The following is a 20,380-nucleotide window of genomic DNA, read 5'->3' on the forward strand; positions in this document are numbered from 1 at the left end:
CTAAGCTGCGTAGCGCCGATGGTACTGCAAGGGGGACCTTGTGGGAGAGTAGGACGCCGCCGAACAATATTTGTGGGGGAGCCCCGCACCATTCATGGTGCGGGGCTTTTCCGCGTTCGAGGCTCTCCCTTCACCACGTCCGCCGCTGCGGCCGAGCACGCTGTGGGCCTGGGGGCGCGGGCGGACCCGCCACCGGATCGGATCCACGGGCTCTCCGCCCGCACCAGCCTCGTGATGCATCGAGTAAAAAGGCGGCGCCGACGCGCTGGCGACACGAGAGGTGAAGACCCAAGGTCCGCCGGACGGCAGCGAAATGGACACAGCAGGTCAAACGTTGCCTGATCTATTCCTCGTCGCGGCACAGGCAGAAGGGGTGGCCGGCCGGGTCGAAGAGCACCCGGATATCTTCCCGCTGCTGGAACTCCGCAACGGTGGCGCCGAGGGCGACCGCTTCGGCGACCGCTGAGTCCAGGTCGCCGACCTGGAAGTCGAAGTGCATCATCGGGCGTTGTTCCCCGTCAGCCGGTGGCCACACCGGAGCCCGATAGCCGTCCGCCTGCTGGAACACGAAGAACGGCCCTTGAGGGGAGGCCGCCACGATGGCTGTTCCCGGCTCTTCGTGCCCGATGTGCCAATCGAGGAGCTCGGCATAGAACTTCGCCAAACCGCTCGGGTCCGGCGCTTCGATCGTCGTCCCCCACCACATGCCGCCTCTTCGGGATCGCATGCTTGAGCGTATCCGGGGCCCCCACACACGTCGAGATCACCCGTCGAGATCACCCGGTGGCTTCGAAGCGGCTCAGCCCGCGCGATACGACAGGGCGAAGGTGGCCTGATGCAGCACCAGATCCTGACCGCGCTGTCGACGGCTCGCATGTACGGGCCCTCCGAGAGGGGCCCCCTCGGCCCCTCGCCGGTCGACCGTGTCCATCCTGACTCCAACCCCCACCTGACAGCCGATCGGCACGGAGCCCCCCTCGCCGTCTCGCTCACCGGCGGCAACCGCCACGACGTCACCTAGAAGTCGTCCGATGGGTCGTGAAAACCGATCACGGCTGGCCTGGTCTTCGCTGAGCGAAGGGGGTCGCATGTCGCGCTACACAGCCGAAGCAGAGATGAAGATGAAGGGGATCACGTTTCCGGCCTGGCACGGAAAGCACTACGTGACCCTGGCCGAGCTGCTGGTTCGCCTCGGCAGCTTCGGCCTGGACCTGACCTGGCGCGTCGAACTTGACGAGATCGTCGATCCTCGCTGTACCGAGGTGGAGAGACGGTCCGCCGACTCCGGCATGGACACGTTGACGCTTCTGTCGCTGACGACCCCCTCCCTCCAGTTGATCGACGCCGAAGCATGTGGGTTCGCCGGGGATGACCTGGTGGTCGTCCTGACCGAATTCGACAGTTCCTTGTGGGACGTCAGGGTTGTCGACGAGCGCGTACTCAGCGAACTCCGCCACCACTACCCGGGGGCTACGGACCTCTGAACGGGGCGCTTTACTTCGGGCGCAGCCATAGGCGGATCGCGGCCACGGTGACCGTCCCGTGGAAGACGTACGCCCGTTTGTCGAAGCGCGTGGCGATGGCGCGGAAGTTCTTGAGCCGGTTGATGGTCGCTCGACTTCGTTGCGCCGGCGGTAGATCGTCTTGTCGAACCCTGTTGGCTGGCCGCCCTGGCTGCCGCGGCGCCGGCGGTTGGCCCGCTGCTCTCTCGGCTCGGGGATCGTGTGCTTGATCTGGTGTCTGCGCAGGTGAAGCCGGTTGCGGCGTGAGGAGTACGCCTTCCGACGTTGCTTCGGCGCGGTTAGTCGGCGGTACGAGGGTCGGGTGCCCTGCGCACGTGCCGTGCGTGCCTCCATCCGTACCCCAGGGGCCCTGAACAGGGGGAGTTGGGGGCTGTCAGAGGGGGGTGGGGGCGGCCGGGTGGGTGGTGGACGCTGCCGCCAGATCGATGTCGAGGGACTCGCGGCGGATGCGCTGGTCCACGTAGAGGAGCACCGTGACGCCGGCGGTCAGGGGGAAGACGAACGTGGTGGAGGCGATCATGCCGGTGCCCGCGAAGAGCCAGAAGGCGGGGCCGTCGGTGAGGCTCTCCGCCGAGCCCGCGAAAGCGACCAGCAGGCCGAGGGCGTCGAAGGGGAGCATGATGACGAACTGGGCCACCGACGCGATGAGTCCGGTCAGCAGCAGGATGCCGAAAGTGCGCCACCAGGCGCCGTCGACCAGTTTCGCGGAGCGGCGCATCGCGGCCACGATGCCCTGACGCTCCAGAACGAGCGCGGCCGTGCTGAACGACAGGCGAATGTACAGCCATATCGCGAGAACCACGCCGCCCAGAATCCCGAGGACCGTCAGACCGTCACCGCCGCCCGCCGCGTCCACCAGGAGACCGGGGACGAGGCACACGAGGACGGCCGCAGCGACGACGAGGGACACCAGCACCGTCAGCCCGAGCAGCTTCCAGAAGCGCGGACGCGCCTCGCGCCAGGCGCCCTTCAGACCGAGGGGGCGGCCGAGGACCGCGTGGCTCGCCACCGAGGTCAGCATCCCCACCGCGAGCGTCGAGCCGAGCAGCGAGAGGAACTGCGCGGGGACCGATCGGGCGTTGGAGAGGCTCGTTCCGTCAGTCAGCGTGCCCTGTACGACGAGCGTGACGACCACGACGAGGACCGCGACCCCCAGCGAGATGCCCAGGACCGCCCTCCAGTGCGAGCGCATCATGCGGAAGGCGCCGCCGAGGATGTCCCCGAGGTCCAGCGGACGCAGGGGGACGATGCCCGGCTGGGGAGCGGGGGGCGGGCCGCCCCAGCCGAGTCCCCCACCAGGGCCGCCCCAGCCGGGACCGGGGCCCCCACCGGGTCCCCCACCAGGGCCGCCCCAGCCCGCACCCCAGCCCCCGGCGACCGGCCCGCCCGGCCCGGGCTCGCCCGCCCGTGTTCCGCCGTGGTGCCACCTGCTCGCCCCGGGACCGTGCGCCCCGCCCCGCTGCCCCGGCACCATCCCCGGCCGCCCCGAGCCCTCCGACCGCCCCGAGCCCTCCGACCGCCCGGCCCCCGCTCCCGCAGAGCCCTCCGCCCCCGCGACGCCCTCCGCCCCCGCCTGCCCCGCACCGCCCGGTGGTGGCGCCGAGCCGTCGCGCGGGAGTGGGGTGGGGTGTGGGGAGTCCGGTGTGGGGTCCTGGGGCGGGGTGGGGGCAGGGGTGTCCGTCATCGACGCTCCTTCGTGGGTGGTGCCGGGGCCGCTCAGGGGCGGTGGCGTGGGCACATCGTGTCACGCGAACAGGTGAGTCGACGGGGCTCCCGAACGGGTGGAACGGGCGGTCTCCGGTGGCTTCTGCCGGGCCCGCCGAGGAGGGCAGACTGGGGGGATGGCCGAAGAGTCCCCCGTACCGCAGAGCCCGCCCTCCCCGCACCCGGGGCAGTCACCCTCCGTGCTGCGCTGGTCCGAGCCGCCCGAGGGGCCCGTCGTGGTGCTGCTCGACCAGCGGCGGCTGCCGGACGAGGAGGCGGAGCTGGTGTGCACGGACGCGCCCGCGCTCGTCGAGGCCATCCGCTCGCTCGCCGTGCGCGGGGCGCCGCTGCTCGGGATCGCGGGGGCGTACGGGGTCGCGCTCGCCGCCGCGCGCGGCTTCGACGTGGACGAGGCGGCCGACGCGCTCGCCTCGGCGCGGCCCACGGCGGTGAACCTGGGGCGGGGCGTACGGCGGGCGCAGCGCGTCTTCCGTACCGCACGGGCTGCCGGAGCGGACCCCGCCGCCGCGGCCGCCGCGACGCTCGCCGAGGCGCGGGCGCTGCACGCGGAGGACGCCGCGGCCTCGGCGGCGATGGCCGCGCACGGCGCGGCACTGCTCGACGGGCTGCTGCCGGGCGGCGGCTACCGGCTGCTCACGCACTGCAACACCGGGGCGCTCGTCTCCGGGGGCGAGGGCACCGCCTTCGCCGTGGCGCTCGCCGCGCACCGCGCCGGGCGGCTGCGCAGGCTGTGGGTGGACGAGACGCGGCCCTTGTGGCAGGGGGCGAGGCTGACCGCGTGGGAGGCGGCGCGGCGCCAAATGGCGTATACCCTGCTCGCGGACAACGCAGCCGGTTCGCTCTTCGCGGCCGGTGAGGTGGATGCCGTGCTGATCGGGGCGGACCGGATCGCGGCGGACGGGGCGGTGGCGAACAAGGTGGGCAGTTATCCGCTCGCTGTGCTCGCGCACCATCACCGGGTGCCGTTCGTCGTCGTCGCGCCGCTGTCCACGGTCGATCTCGCCACGGAGAACGGGGCGGCGATCGAGGTGGAGCAGCGGGCCGGGCACGAGGTGACCGAGGTGCGGGGGCGCGGGGGTCTCGCGGTGCCGCTGGCGCCGCTCGGGACGAGGGCGTACAACCCCGCGTTCGACGTCACACCGCCCGAACTGATCAGCGCGATTGTCACGGAGGCCGGGGTCGTGACCCCGGTGACGGCGGAGGGACTGGCGGCTCTGTGTGCCAGTTCACGTCAGGCAACGATGAGCTAATGGGATGATGTCAGTCATGAAGGGACGAGTCCTTGTCGTCGACGACGACACCGCACTGGCCGAGATGCTCGGCATCGTGCTGCGTGGTGAGGGTTTCGAGCCGTCGTTCGTCGCGGACGGCGACAAGGCGCTGGCCGCTTTCCGCGACACCAAGCCGGATCTGGTGCTGCTCGACCTGATGCTGCCCGGCAGGGACGGCATCGAGGTCTGCCGGCTGATCCGCGCCGAGTCCGGTGTGCCGGTCGTCATGCTCACGGCGAAGAGCGACACCGTGGACGTCGTGGTCGGCCTGGAGTCGGGCGCCGACGACTACATCGTCAAGCCGTTCAAGCCCAAGGAGCTGGTGGCCCGTATCCGGGCCAGGCTCCGCAGGTCGGAGGAGCCGGCGCCCGAGCAGCTCACCATCGGTGACCTGGTCATCGACGTGGCGGGGCACTCGGTCAAGCGCGAGGGCCAGTCGATCGCGCTGACGCCGCTGGAGTTCGACCTGCTCGTCGCGCTCGCGCGCAAGCCCTGGCAGGTCTTCACCCGCGAGGTGCTCCTCGAACAGGTGTGGGGATACCGGCACGCCGCCGATACCCGCCTCGTCAACGTGCACGTCCAGCGGCTGCGCTCCAAGGTCGAGCGCGACCCCGAGCGTCCCGAGATCGTCGTGACGGTGCGCGGTGTCGGCTACAAGGCCGGACCGAACTGACATGGCCGGGGACTGACATGAGCAGGGGAAGCGCCGCACGATCCGCCGGGCCCGGCAGGTTCGGCCGGATCGTCGCCCAGGGCCGTGCCCTCGGCGGGGGCGTGGGTGCCAACGGCAGCCCGTTCCTGCGGCTCTTCTCACGGTGGGTGCGGCGGCCCTTGCTGCCCGTGGCCCGGCTGTGGCGCCGCAATCTCCAGCTGAAGATCGTCGCGACCACGCTGCTCATGTCGGTGGGTGTCGTGCTGCTGCTCGGCTTCGTCGTCGTGGGGCAGGTCCGCAACGGGCTGCTCGACGCGAAGGAGAAGGCCGCGCAGAGCCAGGCCAGCGGTGGCTTCCTCGTCGCCCAGCAGAAGGCGAACGCGGAGGGTCCCGCGACGGGCGCGGCGGCCGACGGCACCTCGCAGGGCGACGGGCAGGAATCGGGGACGGACGGCCGGCAGAACGCCAGCAGCTGGATGTCCGAACTCGTCACGCAGCTGGCCAGCGGTGGCCAGGGCTCGTTCGACGTCGTCGCGCTCGGCGCGGGCCCCGACAGCGGCACGACCGCGCGCAGCCCCCGCTCCTCGGGGCAGGTCCTGCCGCTGGAGAGCGTCCCCGCCTCGCTGCGCCAGGAGGTCGCGCACGGGACGGGCGCGTACCGCTCGTACACCCGCATCGTCTACGAGGCGGGCGCCCCCCGCCCGGCGCTCATCATCGGCCGCCAGGTCAACGACCTCTACGGGCAGCCCTACCAGCTCTACTACCTCTTCTCGCTCGACCAGGAGGCGAAGACCCTCAGCCTGGTCAAGACGACGCTCGCCACGGCCGGGATGTTCGTCGTGGTGCTGCTCGGCGCCATCGCGTGGCTCGTCGTGCGGCAGGTGGTCACGCCGGTGCGCATGGCCGCCTCGGTCGCCGAGCGGCTGTCGGCGGGCAAGCTCCAGGAGCGGATGAAGGTCACCGGCGAGGACGACATCGCGCGCCTGGGCGAGGCGTTCAACAAGATGGCGCAGAGCCTCCAGCTCAAGATCAGGCAGCTGGAGGAGCTGTCGCGCATGCAGCGCCGCTTCGTCAGCGACGTCTCGCACGAGCTGCGCACCCCGCTCACCACGGTCCGGATGGCGGCCGACGTGATCCACGAGGCACGCGCCGACTTCGACCCCGTCACCGCGCGCTCCGCCGAACTCCTCGCCGACCAGCTCGACCGCTTCGAGTCGCTCCTCGCCGACCTCCTGGAGATCAGCCGCTTCGACGCGGGCGCGGCGGCGCTCGACGCGGACGCCGTGGACCTGCGCCTCGTGGTGCGGCGGGTCGTGGACGGCGCGCTGCCGCTCGCGGACCGCAAGGGCAGCCGGGTGCTCGTCGTGGGCGACGAACAGCCCGTCGTCGCGGAGGCGGATGTGCGCCGGGTGGAGCGGGTGCTGCGCAATCTCGTCGTCAACGCCGTCGAGCACGGCGAGGGCCGCGACGTCGTCGTACGGCTCGGGGCGGCGGGCGGGGCGGTCGCTGTGGCGGTACGGGACTACGGCGTCGGCCTGAAGCCGGGAGAGGCCACGCGGGTCTTCAGCCGCTTCTGGCGCGCGGACCCGGCGCGGGCGCGTACGACGGGCGGTACGGGTCTCGGCCTGTCGATCGCCCTGGAGGACGCGCGGCTGCACGGCGGCTGGCTCCAGGCCTGGGGCGAGCCGGGCGGCGGTTCGCAGTTCCGCCTCACGCTGCCGCGCACGGCGGACGAGCCGCTGCGCGGTTCGCCGATACCGCTGGAGCCGGAGGACTCGCGGGCGGCCGCCGCGCGCAGGGCCGCGGACGGTACTTCCGGTACGGAGCCGGGCCGGCGCACCGCCGCCCCGTCCGAGCCGCCCGCGCTGCCCGCCGCGGTACGGGCCCCCGCCACCTCGCGCGGACCCGTCGCGGCCGACCCGACGGCGCTGCCGGGCAGCGGCGCGCGCGTGGTGACGCGGGCGCGGCGGCCGGAGGAGGCGGCGGGGCGCGCCGGGGATGCGGCGGGGCGCGCGGAGGACGCGGTACGGGGGCCCGGGGGCGTACCGGAGCAGGGCGGGAAACCCGCAGGGGAGCGCGGCGACGTGCCCGTACGGGAGACGGGTGCCGTACGGCGGACGGATGCCGAGCGGGACGGGACCGAGAGGGAGGCCGAGGTGCGCCATGCGCGATGAACGGGATCGTCGGGCGGCTGCCGTCCCCGAGCAGGTCGCTCCTGGCACCCCGGCCGCTCCGGCCGTCCCCCACCCGCGCCGTCGCTGGAGTGGGGGGCTCGCGCTCGCCGCGGTCGGGGCGCTCGTCGCCGGGTGCGCCTCGATGCCGGATCACGGGGACGTGCAGCCGGTGGACTCCTCGACGCGCAACGATCCCCGGGTGCGGGTCTTCGGGGTCGCGCCGCGGGACGGGGCGCGACCGATCGAGGTCGTCGACGGCTTCCTCGAAGCGCTCACGAGTGAGGACAGGGACTACGCCGTCGCGCGCAAGTACCTCACGGAGAAGGCGTCCGAGGACTGGCAGCCCGGCAGCAGGACGACGGTCCTCACCGACAGCGCCCTCCCGAGCGCGGCGCGCGGGACGCCCCCGAACGAGGCCGACGACGCGGAGCAGGCGACGAGTTACACGTACACCCTGACCGGCAAGAAGGTCGCGGTGGTCGACGACCGGCTCTCGTACCACCCGAGTGATGCCACGTACCAGGAGACCGTGCGGCTCGTGCGGACGGGCAAGGACAAGAAGGAGTGGCGCATCGACCGCCCTCCGACCGGTGTCGTGCTCGGCAAGAACGACTTCCAGCGCTTGTACTGGCCCGTCAACAAGTACTACTTCGCCGCGCGCACCGAGGCGGGCCGCGAGCCGCTCGTCGCCGATCCCGTGTACATCCGCTCGTGGGAGGACTCGGTCACGCAGACCGTCAAGGCGGTGCTCGACGGCCCCTCGGCGTGGCTCGGCGGCGTCGCCCGGAGCAGCTTCCCCGACCGGGTCGCGCTGCGCCGCGGCACGACCGCGCTCGTGCCCGACGACGACAACAGGCTGACCGTGCCGCTCGATGTGAACCGCGGCGACGTGAGCTCCGCCGAGTGCCGGAAAATGGCGACCCAACTGCTGTATTCGCTGCGTGACTTGGCGTCGACCAGCGTCAAGATGGTCGAACTGCGGGCCCGCAAGGGCTCGTTGTGCACGCTCGACGAGGACGAGGCGGACGCGGTCGTCCGGCAGGGCGCCGGGAAGCCGGAGGAGCCGAACCAGTACTACCTGGACAAGGACCACCGGCTCGTGAACTTCGATGACGCCGGCCGCGACGACGGGGTGCCCGGCGGGGTGCCGGGGCCGCTCGGCACGGGCGACCAGGAGTTGCGTTCGGCCGCGGTCTCGCGCGACGAGAAGTACGCGGCCGGGGTCTCCCTCAGCGGCGACCGGCTCTTCGTCTCGGCCCTCGCGGGGACGGGCGAACTGCGGCCCACGGGCGTGCGGAGCAAGGCGGCCGACGAGAAGGACCGCCTCTCGACGCCGAGTTGGGACGGCTTCGGTGACCTGTGGGTGGCCGATAAGGACCCGGAGAACCCGCGCCTGATGTGGGTGCGCAAGGGCTCGGCCGAGCCGGTCGAGGTGAAGGTCGCCGGGCTCGGCGAGGGAAACCGGATCGAGGCGGTGCGGGCCTCGTCGGACGGGGTGCGGATCGCGCTGCTCGTCCGCGAGGGCAAGCAGACGACCTTGCGGATAGGGCGCGTCGAACGCGTCGGCGAGGGCGAGGAGACGAGGATCGCGGTCGGCGGACTGCGTTCTGCGGCACCGCAGTTGGAGGAGGTCACCGCGATGTCCTGGGCGGGCGGCAGCCGCCTCGTCGTCGCGGGCCGCGAGGAGGGCGGCGTGCGCCAGCTCCAGTACGTGCTGAGCGACGGCTCCGTCCCGCCGAAGTCGACCCTGCCCGGCCTCAACGGCGTCACCGACATCGCCGCCTCGGACGACCCGGGCCTGCCGCTCGTCGCCCACTCCTCGGACGGCATCGTGCGGCTCCCGGCGGGGATGAACTGGGAGACGGTGTCGAAGCAGGGGACCGCGCCCTTCTACCCGGGGTGACGGTGCGGGGCGGGGCCCGCCGGGCCCGGCCCCGTGCCGCGTAGGGGCGCGCGGTCCCCTGCCCCCGGTCGGCCTCGCGGCCCGTACGCACGCCCGGCCCCGCACCCGTACGCACGCCCGGTCCCGCACCCGTACGCACGCCCGGCCCCGTACCCGTGCCGCCGGCTCGTTCCCTGCCCGTGCGCGCGGGCGAAGTGCCGTCCCCTCTTGCGAAGTTGAAGACCCCAAAGAAGTTCCGGCGATACCCTCTTGCCCAATGGTCAAGAAACGTTGACCATTGCTCGCATGCCTACCGATGAGCCCCCCGAGGCGTTTCACGTCACCACTGACGAGCAACTGCGCGCCGTCTCCTCCCTCACGCGTCACCGGATCATGGCCGTGCTCCGCTTCGAACCGGCGACGATCACGCAGATCGCCGAGCGGGTCGGCCTCGCGAAGGGGAGCTCCAGCTATCACGTGCGGCTCCTGGAACGGGCCGGTCTGGTGAAGGTGGTGCGGACGCGGAAGGTGCGCGGGGTCACCGAGCGGTACTACGCGATGGCCGCGCGGTCGATCGTGCTGCCGGAGCCCGGGGCGGGGCAGCCGGACGTGCTGATGCGGCATGTGGTGGCGGACCTGGAGGCGGCTCCGGCCTCGGGTGAGCGGCACGTACAGCTCAGTCATCTGCGCCTCACGCAGGAGCAGTTCGCGGAGTTGGGGGAGCGGCTGGAGGCGCTGGCGGCCGAGTACCGGCAGCTGTCCGACCCCTCGCTGCCGGACGTCTCCCTCGCCTTCGCACTGTTCCGCCCGGCAGCGGGGGACGAGGCGGGGAGGGAGGCCGAGTGAAGCGCCGAATGGGCCGGGAGGAAGGGAAGTTGCCGACCGGGTTCGGGAGGCTGTGGAGCGCGCAGACGATCTCCTCGCTCGGTGACGGCGTCACGCAGGCCGCGTTACCGCTGCTCGCCCTGACGCTGACACGGGACCCGATGGCGCTCGCCGTCGTCACGGCCGCGGGGACGCTGCCGTGGCTGCTCCTCGGGATCGTCGGAGGCGCGCTGGTGGACCGCTGGGACCGGCGGCGCACGATGTGGATCGCTGACGCGGGACGGGCGGTGCTGCTCGCGATACCAGCGGCGGCGGCCGTGCTCGACGTACTCAGCATCGCGCTGCTCGCGGCCGTCGCCTTCCTCCTCGGCCTCGGCGGCCTCTTCTTCGACACGGCAGCCAGCGCCTACCTGCCGGAGCTGCTCCGCCGCGACTCCGTACTCCTGGAGCGCGCCAACTCCCGTCTGCGCGGCGCCCAGACCGTCATGTCCGGCTTCCTCGGGCCGCCCGCGGGCAGTGTGCTGCTCGCGTTGGGACGGGCGGTTCCGCTGCTCGCCGACGCGGTGTCGTTCCTGTGCTCCGCCCTGCTCGTCCGTACCCTGCCCGGCGTGCCGCGGGCCGTGCCGGAGGTCCGGGAGTCGCTGCCGCGGCAGGCGCGGGCCGGGGCCTCGTACGTCTTCAGGGACCGCTTGCTGCTGGGGCTCGCGCTGCGGCCGGCGGTCGGGAACGTCGCCTTCCTCGCCGTGGACACCGTCCTCGCCCTCTTCGCCCACGACCGGCTCGGCATCGACACCTACGGCTTCGGTCTGCTCCTCACCGCCGAGGCCGCCGGTGGCCTGCTCGGCGCGGTCGTCGCCTCCTGGCTCGGCCGACGGCTGGGCACCGGCACGGCGCTGGCCTGCACGGCCGCCACCGAAGCGCTCGCCATCCTGGGCCTGGCCGCTGCCGCCAACCCGTACGCGGCCGGGCTCGCGCTCGCCGTCTGCGGGGCGGCCATGGGCGCCACGATGGTGCTCGGGCCCTCCCTGCGGCAGGCGATCGTCCCGGCCCACCTCATGGGCCGGGTCACTTCCACCTCCCGGATGCTGGCCATGTGCGCCGCTCCCCTCGGGGCCTTCCTCGGCGGCTGGCTGGCCACCGCCTACGACATCCGCACCCCGATCTACGCCGCCGCCGTCCTCCTCCTGGCGACGACGGCCGTCACGGCGTCCATGACGAGCAACGGCCGGGTCGAGGCGGCGCGGCGGGCTGCGACTGCGGAGGGTGGCGCGGGCGGGGCGGGCGGGGCGGAGCAGGCTGTGGCTGTGCCGGACGGTGCGGAGCGGGGCGCGGCCGGGGAGGGCGTCGGGGAGAGTGCGGCGGGGGCGCGGTGAGGGGGCGGGGCGGGGTGGGGCGGCGCGCGGGGGTGGCGAGCGGGCGGGCCCTGGCCCTCAGCGCCTGCCGCGCCTGCCGCGCCTGCCGCGCGCGGTGCCGTGCGTGCCGTGTCTCCCGGGTGGTGGGTCGCCGCGCCCGTAGGCTCGCGGCATGAGCGCTCACGGCCCCCTCCTCGTGCACCATCTCGGCGTATTCGTCACCGATTTCGCGGCGGCGGAACGGTTCTGGACGGCGGCCCTCGCCCCGCTCGGCATCGTCCCCGGCTACCGCGCGGACGGCCTGGCCGAGTACTGGCACGACGGCCACGACACCCCCTCGCTCGCGCTGCAACACGTCACGGACCCGGCCGCCGAGACCCGCGGCCTCCACCTCGCCTTCGCCGCGAGCACCCACGCCGAGGTCGACGCCTTCCACCACGCGGCCCTCGCGCACGGCGGCACGGACCGGTACGCGCCGCGGCACTGGGCGGAGTACCGGGCGTACTGCGCCTTCGTGAGCGATCCGGTGGGGAACAACGTGGAAGCGCTGGTGAAGGAGGGACGGGGGTAGCGTGCGCTCCCGCAGAGGGTGTGCCCCGCAGCGGGGTGGGCGGGCTCAGCGCGTACGGTCCGTGGGGGCTTCGCGGCCGGGGAACAGCCGCGCGATCTTCGCGTCGGCCCGGTAGTCCTCGCGTACTCCCTCGACCGCGAGGACCGTCGAGTCCGCGTGCGCGGTGCGCAGCGGAAGGATCTCCCGGTACTCCGGCGAGTCGTACCACTGCCGCGCCCTGACGAGGTCGGGGAACTCCAGCATCACGAGGTCGCCGTCCCACGTCCCCTCGTGCACGGTGGTGCGGCCGCCGTGCACGAGGAAGCGACCGCCGTACGGCGCCATCGTGGAGTCGATCCGCTCCAGGTACTCGGCGATGTCGGGGCACGTCTCGACGTTCCTCAGGTGGCCGATCACGAAGGCGCGCGGGGCGTCGATTCCCCTGTTCTGCTTCGGTGTTGGGACGGTGTACGGCATCGTCTTCTCCCTCGCGTTCCAGGCGGGTCCACCCGCTCGGGCCGATGCCCCGATCCTGCGCGCACCCGTCCGGCGCGGCCATGACCTCACAGGTCAAGGAGGGTCCGGTGCCGGGTCCGTACACTCGCGGGCATGAGCGGCCGGGGCGAAGTCGACGCGGTGGGGACGCTGTTGCGCACATGGCGCGAGCGACGCCGTTACAGCCAGCAGGAGTTGTCGGACCGCTCGGGCGTCTCGACGCGGCATCTGAGCCGGGTGGAGACGGGCAAGGCGCGCCCGACGCCGGAGATGCTCGTCCATCTCTGCGAGAACCTGGACCTGCCGCTGCGCGAGCGCAACCGCCTTCTGCTGGCCGGGGGTTACGCGCCGCGCTACCGGGACCGTCACCTGACCGACGCGTCGAGCGCCGTCGTCATGGACGGCCTGCGCGTCCTCCTCGACGCCCACCACCCGTATCCCGCACTGCTCCTGGACGAGTACTGGGACCTCGTGGACGCCAACGCCGCCGCCGACCGCCTGCTCACCGGTTGCGCGCCCGCGCTCCTGGAACCCCCGGTCAACGTGGCCAGGATCGCCCTGCACCCGGACGGACTCGCCGGACGGATCGGCAACGCGGCGGAGTGGGGCGGCCACCTGCTGCGGCAGATCGACCACCGCGCCGAACGCACCCACGACGAGCGGCACCACGCGCTGGCGGCGGAGATCGCCGGGTACGTGGCGGAGGCCGCGGCAGGGCGGGCCGCGGGCAGGGGCGCGAGCCGGTACACCGCCGCGCCCGCCGGTCCTGTGCTGAGCCTGGACCTCGCCGTGGACGGGACGCCGCTCCGCTTCTTCAGCACCTCGGCGGCCCTCACCACGCCGACGGACGCCGGCCTGGCCGGCCTGCACCTGGAGACGTTCCTGCCGGCGGACGAGGCGACCAGGGGGTGGCTGGCGGGTCCGCCGGGGGAGCGGGGGTGACGTCGGAGGGCGGATACGGGCGGTGGACGGGCGGGGGCTGTCTGGACGCGAGCACCCCGTGCGAAGGCGGGACGGAGCGGTGCCACGCTTGTCCGCAGCCCCGTTCACACCTTGAGTCTCACCGCCTCGATCCACAGCTTGTTGTCGTGGGTGCCCACGTAGGTGAAGGCGAAGCCGCTGTTGGGATCGTCGCAGGCCAGGCCGAGCCACGTGTCGTCGTGGACGTAGGAGGACTGGCAGACGGCGTCCTTGCCGCGGTTGACGCTGATGCTGAAGCCCATCAGGTACGGTGCGCCGTCGTCGGTGCTGCCGAGGTAGTGGTCGACGCCGTCGGCCGCGTTCGTCCAGGGGTCGGGGTAGTGCCCCTCCCCCTTGGTCGAGGCGGGATCGGGCACGTAGGCGCCGCCGGTCGTGCCGTTGGTCCCGGCGGCGGAGACGTTGACGGCCGTGAGCTGCGCCCCCGAGCCCGGTGTGCCCGCCGGCGCGTCGTCGCACGCCGGTTCGGTCCAGCCCTTGTCCTTCACGTAGACCCGGTAGCAGATGTGCCGCCCGTCCGGGTCCTTCGCCGCCAGTTCCCTGACGGCGGTCGCCGCGGTCCGCTCGGGTGCCTTCTTTGGCGGTTCGGACTCCTTCTGGCCGGAACCGCCCCCGCCGCCCGTCCCGCTCTCCTGCCGCGGCTCGGCGGCGACCGGGGGAGCGGAGGCGGCCGGCGGGGCCTTCGGCGCCTCCTGGGTCGGCTTGGGCTCGGGCGGCAGGGTGCTGACGCCCGCCTGCTGGAGCTGCTCGGTAGCGGCGGTGAGGACCTGGGGCTTGTAGGCGATCCACAGCATCACGAACGTGATCGCCAGCGCGGTGAGGACGCCGAGGCAGGCCGCCAGCCAGCGCGGCGCGAAGGCCCGCTGCACGTACGTGCCCTCCACGTCCAGCGGCGTGACGCCCGAGCGCCGCACCGCCAGCGTGAAGGGGCGCTGCTCCGAGGAGCCGAACCAGGTGATCCGCCGCGGCCGCAGCGTCGTCTCGATGAAGGCCGCGCGGCCCGGTTCGATCTGCACGTTGCCCGGACGGAGGTCGTACGAGAGCTGATCGCCGTTGTCGCTCCCGTTCACCGACGCGGTCACCTTGACGTTGCCGAGATTGTCCACGGCCAGTCGCGGACGGCCGCGGAAACGTCCCTTCACCACCGGCGGGACCAGCTCCGCGCGCACTTCCTCGAAGGGCGTGACCGTGACGACCCCTTCCGGGACCGTCGCCGCCTCCGGGTGCTCCGTCGGCGTGATCCGCACCGCGTACGGATGGGGTCCCGCCGCCGCGTCCGGCGTACGCGGCGGGGAGACGTCCAGACGTACCGTTCCCGTCGTGCCCGGGTACAACCGGAGCGACCGCGGTTCCACGACGGTCCAGGGGGCGAGTGCTCCCACCGCCTCGAAGTGGTACTCGTCCACCACGTCACCGGTGTTGCGCAACCGCAGCCGCACCGTCGTACTGCCACCCGGGTCCACTGTCGCGGAGGCGGGATCGAGGGAAGTCCAGAGGCTCACTCCCGGACCCTACGAGCGGAACGGACGTCCCGTCAGGTGCCCTTTGGGCATGGTGCGTGCCCGAAGAGGCGGCCCGGATGTCACGCCCCCGCGCGCAAGGGGGTTGACGCCGGGGCCGCACGCGGGTGAGCCGATTATCGGGCTTCGGCTGTGGACAACTCGGCCGTTCCTGTAACGGCGTTCACCCTTCCGGGTGGGCCGTGTGACGGGTTTCGGGAGTCTGTCCACAGATCTGCCGTGGCGGGGGTTCGGGGGGTGGGGGAGGGGGATCGTGGAGGTGTGGACGGGTGGTGGAGTGCTCTGGCCGAGCTGGTGCTGCCCGCGGAGTGCTTCGGGTGCGGGACGGCCGGGGCGCTCGCGTGCGGCGGATGCCGGGAGGTACTGGAGGAAACGGAGGTGCGGCGCGTGCGGCCCGAGCCGGCGCCGCCCGGCTTGCCGGGAGTGAGTGCGGCGGTCGCTTACGAGGGAGTGGTGCGGAAGTTGTTGCTCGCGCACAAGGAGCGGGGAGCCCTGGGGCTCGCCGGGCCGCTGGGAGGCGCGCTCGCCGCCGCGGTGCGGCACGGCGCGGGTGCGGGCGGGGACACGGGCGTTGGCGTGGGTCCGGTCGTGCTCGTGCCGGTGCCCTCGACGGCCCGGGCGGTGCGGGCGAGGGGGCATGACCCCGTGCTGCGGCTCGCGCGGGTCGCCGCGGGACGGCTGCGGGCGGGGGGACGCGCGGCGCACGTCGTCCCCGCGCTCGCGCTGCGCCGGGAGGTACGGGACCAGGCGGGGCTCGGCGCCCGGGAGCGGCGCGCCAATCTCGCGGGCGCGGTACGGGTACGGGCCGGAGCCGTTCGGCTCTTGCGCGAGGCCCCTCCCCGTACGACGGTCGTGCTGGTCGACGACGTCATGACCACCGGCGCGACGATTGCCGAGGCCGCGCGCGCATTACACGCGGCAGACGTGGAAGGAGTGCAGCGAGGAGATCGTTCCCTCCGTCCCCCGGGGGCGGGGGAAAGGATCACGAGGGCCGTCCGGGCGGCCGTCGTCGCGGTTTCTCCGCGCGCCTTCGAAATAAACCGGAAGCGAGCGGGAATTTAGGTTTTCGCAGGCGAGGAGGGGCGTATTTCGCCCGAACGGAGGTATCACTCGGCAGCGGGTGCCGTTTGACCACCGGGCGAGATATGTTCGGAGGTGGGGAGGTCACCGGCCGCGGGGCCGGAGGCTCTCCCGCGCGAGATGTCGCCCCTCGTCATGAAGGCGTGGCCCCTGGTGGGAGTGAGCCACCGGGGCGGAGGAGGTGGAGGTTCACCGTGTCCGGGGCTTCCGGGAATTCCGGGGGTCTGGAGCAAGTGGGAGTTTCTCCGCCGTGGGCGGAGTGAATCCGGGAACGGAGTTCTGCGTGGACATCGACATCGTCGTCAAGGGTCGCAAGACCGAGGTGCCCGAGCGGTTCCGCAAGCATGTGGCCGAAAAGCTGAATGTGGAGAAGATCCAGAAGCTCGACGGCAAAGTGATGAGTCTGGACGTCGAGGTGTCCAAGGAACACAATCCGCGGCAGGCGGACCGCTGCGACCGCGTGGAGATCACGCTGCGCTCGCGCGGTCCGGTGATCCGCGCCGAGGCGTGCGCCGCCGATCCGTACGCGGCCCTCGATCTCGCCGTCGCGAAGCTCGCCGCCCGGATGCGCAAGGAGCACGACAAGCGCCGCACGCGGCGCGGCACCGAGCGGCTGACCGCCGCCGAGGTCGCCGAGCGCGTCCCGGGCACCGCCGGGCTCAACGAGGACGGCACCTTCGCCGAGCCGGAGCCCGAGAGCGACGGCGGCGTACCGACGAAGAAGGTCGGCTCCCTGGAGGTCCAGGGCGACGGGCCGCTCGTGGTCCGCGAGAAGACGCACATGGCGACCCCGATGTCGCTCGACCAGGCGCTCTACGAGATGGAGCTGGTGGGACACGACTTCTACCTCTTCGTCGACGCGGAGACGAAGGAGCCGAGCGTGGTCTACCGGCGGCACGCCTACGACTACGGCGTCATCCATCTGTCGAGCGACCCCATGGTGGCCACGCCCGAACCGGCCGGTGCGGGCGGCGCGTTGGGCGGCCAGGAGAGCTGAGCCCGCGCTCGCGAGCCCCACTTGGGTGCTGACCCACCGGGGGCGGGTGTCCTTCGGCGGGCTGGAGTCCCGCGACCGGTGACCGGTCGCGGGACTCCAGCCTGTGGGGGGCCGGGCGCATGCGGAGTGCGCGGGAGTGCGGGCGGGCGCGGGGGCTACGTTCCGTACGCCGGTTCTGGTCGGTGCCCCTGGTGTGCGCTGATGCGCCCCCAGGGCTTCAAGCCGAGGTCCGGAGCGGCCCACGGGGAGGGCGGGACGTGGAATCATTGGCCGGACCGGCCAACCGGCCCGCAGCCGCACCCGGTTGAGTCGGCCCATACAGTCGTGGCTTCAGGGGGAAGAGACGATGGCGGACAGCTTCGGGCCGAGGCGGGACGCGGAAGCCGGGCGTGCCTCCGGCGGATTCCGCCCCGAGGAGGACGAGCCGAGGCCCCGCGCCGAACCGATCCGGGTCCTGGTCGTCGACGACCACGCGCTCTTCCGGCGCGGCCTGGAGATCGTCCTCGCCACGGAGGAGGACATCGAGGTCGTCGGCGAGGCCGGGGACGGCTCCGAGGCCGTCGAGAAGGCGACCGACCTGCTCCCGGACATCGTGCTCATGGACGTACGCATGCCCAAGCGCGGCGGCATCGAGGCGTGCACGGCGATCAAGGAGGTCGCCCCCAGCGCGAAGATCATCATGCTGACGATCAGCGACGAGGAAGCGGACCTCTACGACGCGATCAAGGCGGGCGCGACGGGTTACCTCCTCAAGGAGATCTCCACGGACGAGGTCGCCACCGCGATCCGCGCCGTGGCGGACGGGCAGTCGCAGATCAGCCCCTCGATGGCGTCGAAACTCCTCAGCGAGTTCAAGTCGATGATCCAGCGCACCGACGAACGCCGCCTCGTCCCCGCCCCCCGCCTCACCGACCGCGAGATGGAGGTCCTCAAGCTCGTCGCGACCGGGATGAACAACCGGGACATCGCCAAAGAGCTCTTCATCAGCGAGAACACGGTGAAGAACCACGTGCGGAACATCCTGGAGAAGCTGCAACTGCACTCGCGGATGGAAGCGGTGGTGTACGCGATGCGGGAGAAGATCCTCGAAATCCGCTGAGGGCGCCCCCGTTCACCGGCGGAGGTCTGCTCCGCCGAGGGCGCCCCGCGACGGCCTCCCCTCAGCCCGCTTCCGGGGAGCCCGGTCCGGCGAGGTCGAGGGTCACCCCGGACTGCGGACAACTGACGCACGCCAGCACCTGGCCCCCCGCCCGCTGCTCCGGCGTGAGGCAGGTGCGGTCGGGCTGCGCGACCTCGCCGCTGCGCACGCGCACCGCGCATTCGCCGCAGGAGCCGACCGTGCACGAGTACGGCAGGGGCAGCCCCGCCGCGAGACCGGCGTCGAGCAGGGTCTGGCCGGGTTCGACCACGGCCGTCCCGACGAGCTCCCCGTCCCTCTCGACCCTCAACTCCTGGGGTGCCGCGGTGGTCGCCGCGGTGACGCCCCCATTGAAGCGTTCCCGGTGCACGCGCTCGTCCGGCACGCCGAGTCGGTGCAGCACCTCCCGCGCGGTGTCCATGAGCGCTTCCGGGCCGCAGACGAAGTGATGGGCGGTGTCCGTCAGCGGCAGCCCGGTCAGCCAGCGGCGCAGGCGCCCGGCGTCGAGCCGTCCCTCGCGGCCGGTGAGGACGTGGGTGACCGTCAGCCGGCCCGGGTGCTCCTTCTCCAAACGGGCCAAGTCCTCCCCGAAGATGACCTCTTCGCGGCTGCGGCTGCTGTAGAGCAGAGCGATCCTGCCGGGCGAGGAGGGATCGGGCAGCCGGGCGCGGATCATGCTCATCATGGGCGTGATGCCGCTGCCGGCGGCGAGGAGCACCAGGTGCTCAGGGGGCCGCGCCGGGGCGTGGAAGGTCCCGGAGGGGCCGCGCAGCGCGAGGCGGTCCCCGGGGCGCAGCTCGCGGTGGGCGTGCGTGGAGAACCGCCCGCCCTCCACGTGCTTGACGGTGAGCTCCAGGCGGGTGGCGCCCGGCGCCGAGGAGGCCGAGTAGGCGCGCCGTACGGGGTGCCCCGCGAGGTCCGTGACCACGGTGAAGAACTGCCCGGGGCGGAAGTCGAAGGGACGGGGCTCGTCGGCCGTGTCCTCCAGGACCAGGGTGCGGACGGTGGGGGTCTCCTGCCGGATCTCGCGGACGCGCACGGAGCGCGGCGGGCTCTCCGCCGCCCCGTCGGCCCCCGGCTCGCCACGGCGGGCGACGGCGGGGGCGCGGGCCTCGTCGTAGCCCTCCTTGCGCAGCCCGGACACGTAGGCGCGGTCCATCACCTTCCGCAGCAGCGCGCTCAGGCCGGGAACGGCGGTGACGAGCTTGACGAGCCGTCCCGGAATCCGCCCGGATTCGGCGGCGTTGGCGGCCAGATGGGCGCCGCCCAGGGCCATCATGTCGGGTGCCGAGCCGCTGTCCAGGCGGGCGTCGGGGTGCCACAACCGGGCACGGGAGACGGCGTCGTTGCCTCGGAGCTCCGCGTACTCCACGTCGACGAGGAGGGCGAGGTGCGGTGGCATGCCGCGCAGTGCCAGGGTCTCCAGCAGCTCCGCGTCGTCCGTGATAGCGGCGCGCCCGCCGATGTGCAGGACGCCGCCGCGGCCGGGGACGAGGGCGGCGAGTGCGAGCCGGTCGTCCCGCAGCAGGTTGTGCAGGGTGTCCGCCCGCTTGTTGCCCTTGCGGTCGGCCAGCACCAGGGTGTGTCCGTCCAGGACGCGGGCCACCGTCGGCCGGTCCCCGCGCGGGCTCGTGTCGCTGCCGCCTGCCGTGTCCCAGGTGGACACGGCCAGGAAGGGGGAGGCGGCCAGGAAGTCGCTGACGCCCGGACCGGCCAGGGGCCCGGGGCCGGGGACCGGCCGAGCGGTGTGCGGCGAGGCGGGAACGGGCTCCCACAGGCCGGAACGGATGACCGCCTGCGCGCAGTGCACGTACGCCTCGGCGACGTCCACGGCCGTCTCCCCGCTCCTGAGCGCGGACGCGGTGCCGTTGACGCGCAGCACCTCACCGACGCCCGGCAGCAGGAAGAACAGCGAGACCGGGCCGGGTGCGACGACCGCCCCGGGGACGGGGAAGGAGAACCGCCGCCCGGAGTGGACGCGCGCGAAGCCGGGGCTGCCCCCGACGAACGTGGTGCGGGCGGTGCCGTCCGCCTCGCGGTAGCCGAGGGCCGCCACGGGGCTGCGGGCGAGAACGGTGCGGCACCCCGCGTCCAGGGCGCTGATCTGCTTCTTCGTGATCAGCGCGGCCGGGCGGCCGAGGACCGCCTCGACCTCCGCCACGGTGGTGAGCCGGTGCCTCGCGTCCGGCTCGGAGCTGTGCTGTCGCATGAGACCTCT

General features: G+C 72.9%; 17 protein-coding genes and 2 pseudogenes. 13 read left to right on the forward strand and 6 right to left on the reverse strand.

Translation table 11 applies throughout. The features are described from left to right. Positions 1-343 precede the first annotated feature (343 nt). Complete coding sequence (locus tag ACIP4O_RS11180) at positions 344-727, reverse strand: VOC family protein (RefSeq protein ID WP_401573971.1); 384 nt, start codon at positions 725-727, stop codon at positions 344-346. Between the two features lie 119 nt (positions 728-846). Here ACIP4O_RS11180 and ACIP4O_RS11185 point away from each other — a divergent pair. Together ACIP4O_RS11185 and ACIP4O_RS11190 are read left to right on the forward strand one after the other, a co-directional pair. After that, positions 847-1,018 (forward strand): annotated as a pseudogene (locus ACIP4O_RS11185) (IS5/IS1182 family transposase); the annotation flags it as partial. 70 nt (positions 1,019-1,088) lie between these two features. Further along, positions 1,089-1,484 carry a hypothetical protein gene (locus ACIP4O_RS11190; RefSeq protein ID WP_401573973.1) on the forward strand — a complete coding sequence of 132 codons (396 nt, stop codon included), beginning with the start codon at positions 1,089-1,091 and terminating at the stop codon, positions 1,482-1,484. Positions 1,485-1,494: 10 nt separating this feature from the next. Here ACIP4O_RS11190 and ACIP4O_RS11195 read toward each other — a convergent pair. Together ACIP4O_RS11195 and ACIP4O_RS11200 are read right to left on the reverse strand one after the other, a co-directional pair. Beyond that, positions 1,495-1,853 (reverse strand): annotated as a pseudogene (locus ACIP4O_RS11195) (IS5/IS1182 family transposase); the annotation flags it as partial. A 43-nt stretch (positions 1,854-1,896) separates the two neighbouring features. After that, a complete protein-coding gene (locus ACIP4O_RS11200) occupies positions 1,897-3,207 on the reverse strand; it encodes a hypothetical protein (protein WP_401573975.1) in 1,311 nt (436 codons plus the stop codon). A gap of 157 nt (positions 3,208-3,364) precedes the next feature. Between ACIP4O_RS11200 and mtnA the strand changes: the two genes are divergently transcribed. The 7 genes from mtnA (at position 3,365) to ACIP4O_RS11235 (ending at position 11,975) form a co-directional block, all read left to right on the forward strand. Continuing rightward, positions 3,365-4,498 (forward strand): S-methyl-5-thioribose-1-phosphate isomerase, encoded by a 1,134-nt coding sequence (gene mtnA / locus ACIP4O_RS11205; RefSeq protein WP_401573977.1) that lies wholly within the window; start codon positions 3,365-3,367, stop codon positions 4,496-4,498. A gap of 4 nt (positions 4,499-4,502) precedes the next feature. After that, positions 4,503-5,192, forward strand: a complete 690-nt coding sequence (gene mtrA, locus ACIP4O_RS11210; RefSeq protein ID WP_007822956.1) for a two-component system response regulator MtrA — start codon at positions 4,503-4,505, stop codon at positions 5,190-5,192. Positions 5,193-5,209: 17 nt separating this feature from the next. Beyond that, entirely contained in the window at positions 5,210-7,345 is a 2,136-nt protein-coding gene (mtrB, locus tag ACIP4O_RS11215; protein ID WP_401573978.1) for an MtrAB system histidine kinase MtrB, read from the forward strand. 142 nt (positions 7,346-7,487) lie between these two features. Then, positions 7,488-9,248, forward strand: a complete 1,761-nt coding sequence (locus tag ACIP4O_RS11220) for an LpqB family beta-propeller domain-containing protein (protein ID WP_401574921.1) — start codon at positions 7,488-7,490, stop codon at positions 9,246-9,248. A gap of 285 nt (positions 9,249-9,533) precedes the next feature. Beyond that, entirely contained in the window at positions 9,534-10,073 is a 540-nt protein-coding gene (locus tag ACIP4O_RS11225) for an ArsR/SmtB family transcription factor (RefSeq protein ID WP_401573980.1), read from the forward strand. A 29-nt stretch (positions 10,074-10,102) separates the two neighbouring features. Beyond that, a complete protein-coding gene (locus ACIP4O_RS11230) occupies positions 10,103-11,425 on the forward strand; it encodes an MFS transporter (protein WP_401573982.1) in 1,323 nt (440 codons plus the stop codon). Between the two features lie 151 nt (positions 11,426-11,576). Beyond that, positions 11,577-11,975: a VOC family protein gene (locus ACIP4O_RS11235; protein WP_361331933.1), complete on the forward strand. Its 399-nt coding sequence runs from the start codon at positions 11,577-11,579 to the stop codon at positions 11,973-11,975. A gap of 45 nt (positions 11,976-12,020) precedes the next feature. Here the strand turns inward: ACIP4O_RS11235 and ACIP4O_RS11240 are convergent, their stop codons facing one another. Then, entirely contained in the window at positions 12,021-12,431 is a 411-nt protein-coding gene (locus ACIP4O_RS11240) for a DUF1330 domain-containing protein (RefSeq protein ID WP_401573984.1), read from the reverse strand. A 132-nt stretch (positions 12,432-12,563) separates the two neighbouring features. Here ACIP4O_RS11240 and ACIP4O_RS11245 point away from each other — a divergent pair, with 132 nt between their 5' ends. Continuing rightward, positions 12,564-13,391, forward strand: coding sequence for a helix-turn-helix domain-containing protein (locus ACIP4O_RS11245; protein WP_401573986.1), 828 nt, complete (start codon positions 12,564-12,566; stop codon positions 13,389-13,391). Between the two features lie 104 nt (positions 13,392-13,495). Here the strand turns inward: ACIP4O_RS11245 and ACIP4O_RS11250 are convergent, their stop codons facing one another. After that, a complete protein-coding gene (locus ACIP4O_RS11250; protein WP_401573988.1) occupies positions 13,496-14,929 on the reverse strand; it encodes a hydrolase in 1,434 nt (477 codons plus the stop codon). Between the two features lie 279 nt (positions 14,930-15,208). Between ACIP4O_RS11250 and ACIP4O_RS11255 the strand changes: the two genes are divergently transcribed. From ACIP4O_RS11255 to ACIP4O_RS11265, 3 genes are all read left to right on the forward strand, one after another. Then, entirely contained in the window at positions 15,209-16,009 is an 801-nt protein-coding gene (locus tag ACIP4O_RS11255) for a ComF family protein (RefSeq protein ID WP_401573989.1), read from the forward strand. Between the two features lie 307 nt (positions 16,010-16,316). Continuing rightward, positions 16,317-17,024, forward strand: a complete 708-nt coding sequence (hpf, locus tag ACIP4O_RS11260) for a ribosome hibernation-promoting factor, HPF/YfiA family (RefSeq protein ID WP_401574922.1) — start codon at positions 16,317-16,319, stop codon at positions 17,022-17,024. Positions 17,025-17,370: 346 nt separating this feature from the next. After that, a complete protein-coding gene (locus ACIP4O_RS11265; RefSeq protein ID WP_361331943.1) occupies positions 17,371-18,123 on the forward strand; it encodes a response regulator transcription factor in 753 nt (250 codons plus the stop codon). 61 nt (positions 18,124-18,184) lie between these two features. Here ACIP4O_RS11265 and ACIP4O_RS11270 read toward each other — a convergent pair whose 3' ends face one another. Next, positions 18,185-20,371 carry a 2Fe-2S iron-sulfur cluster-binding protein gene (locus ACIP4O_RS11270; RefSeq protein WP_401573991.1) on the reverse strand — a complete coding sequence of 729 codons (2,187 nt, stop codon included), beginning with the start codon at positions 20,369-20,371 and terminating at the stop codon, positions 18,185-18,187. Positions 20,372-20,380 lie beyond the last annotated feature (9 nt).

The organism is Streptomyces sp. NPDC088923, assembly GCF_044749745.1.
Lineage (GTDB): Bacteria > Actinomycetota > Actinomycetes > Streptomycetales > Streptomycetaceae > Streptomyces.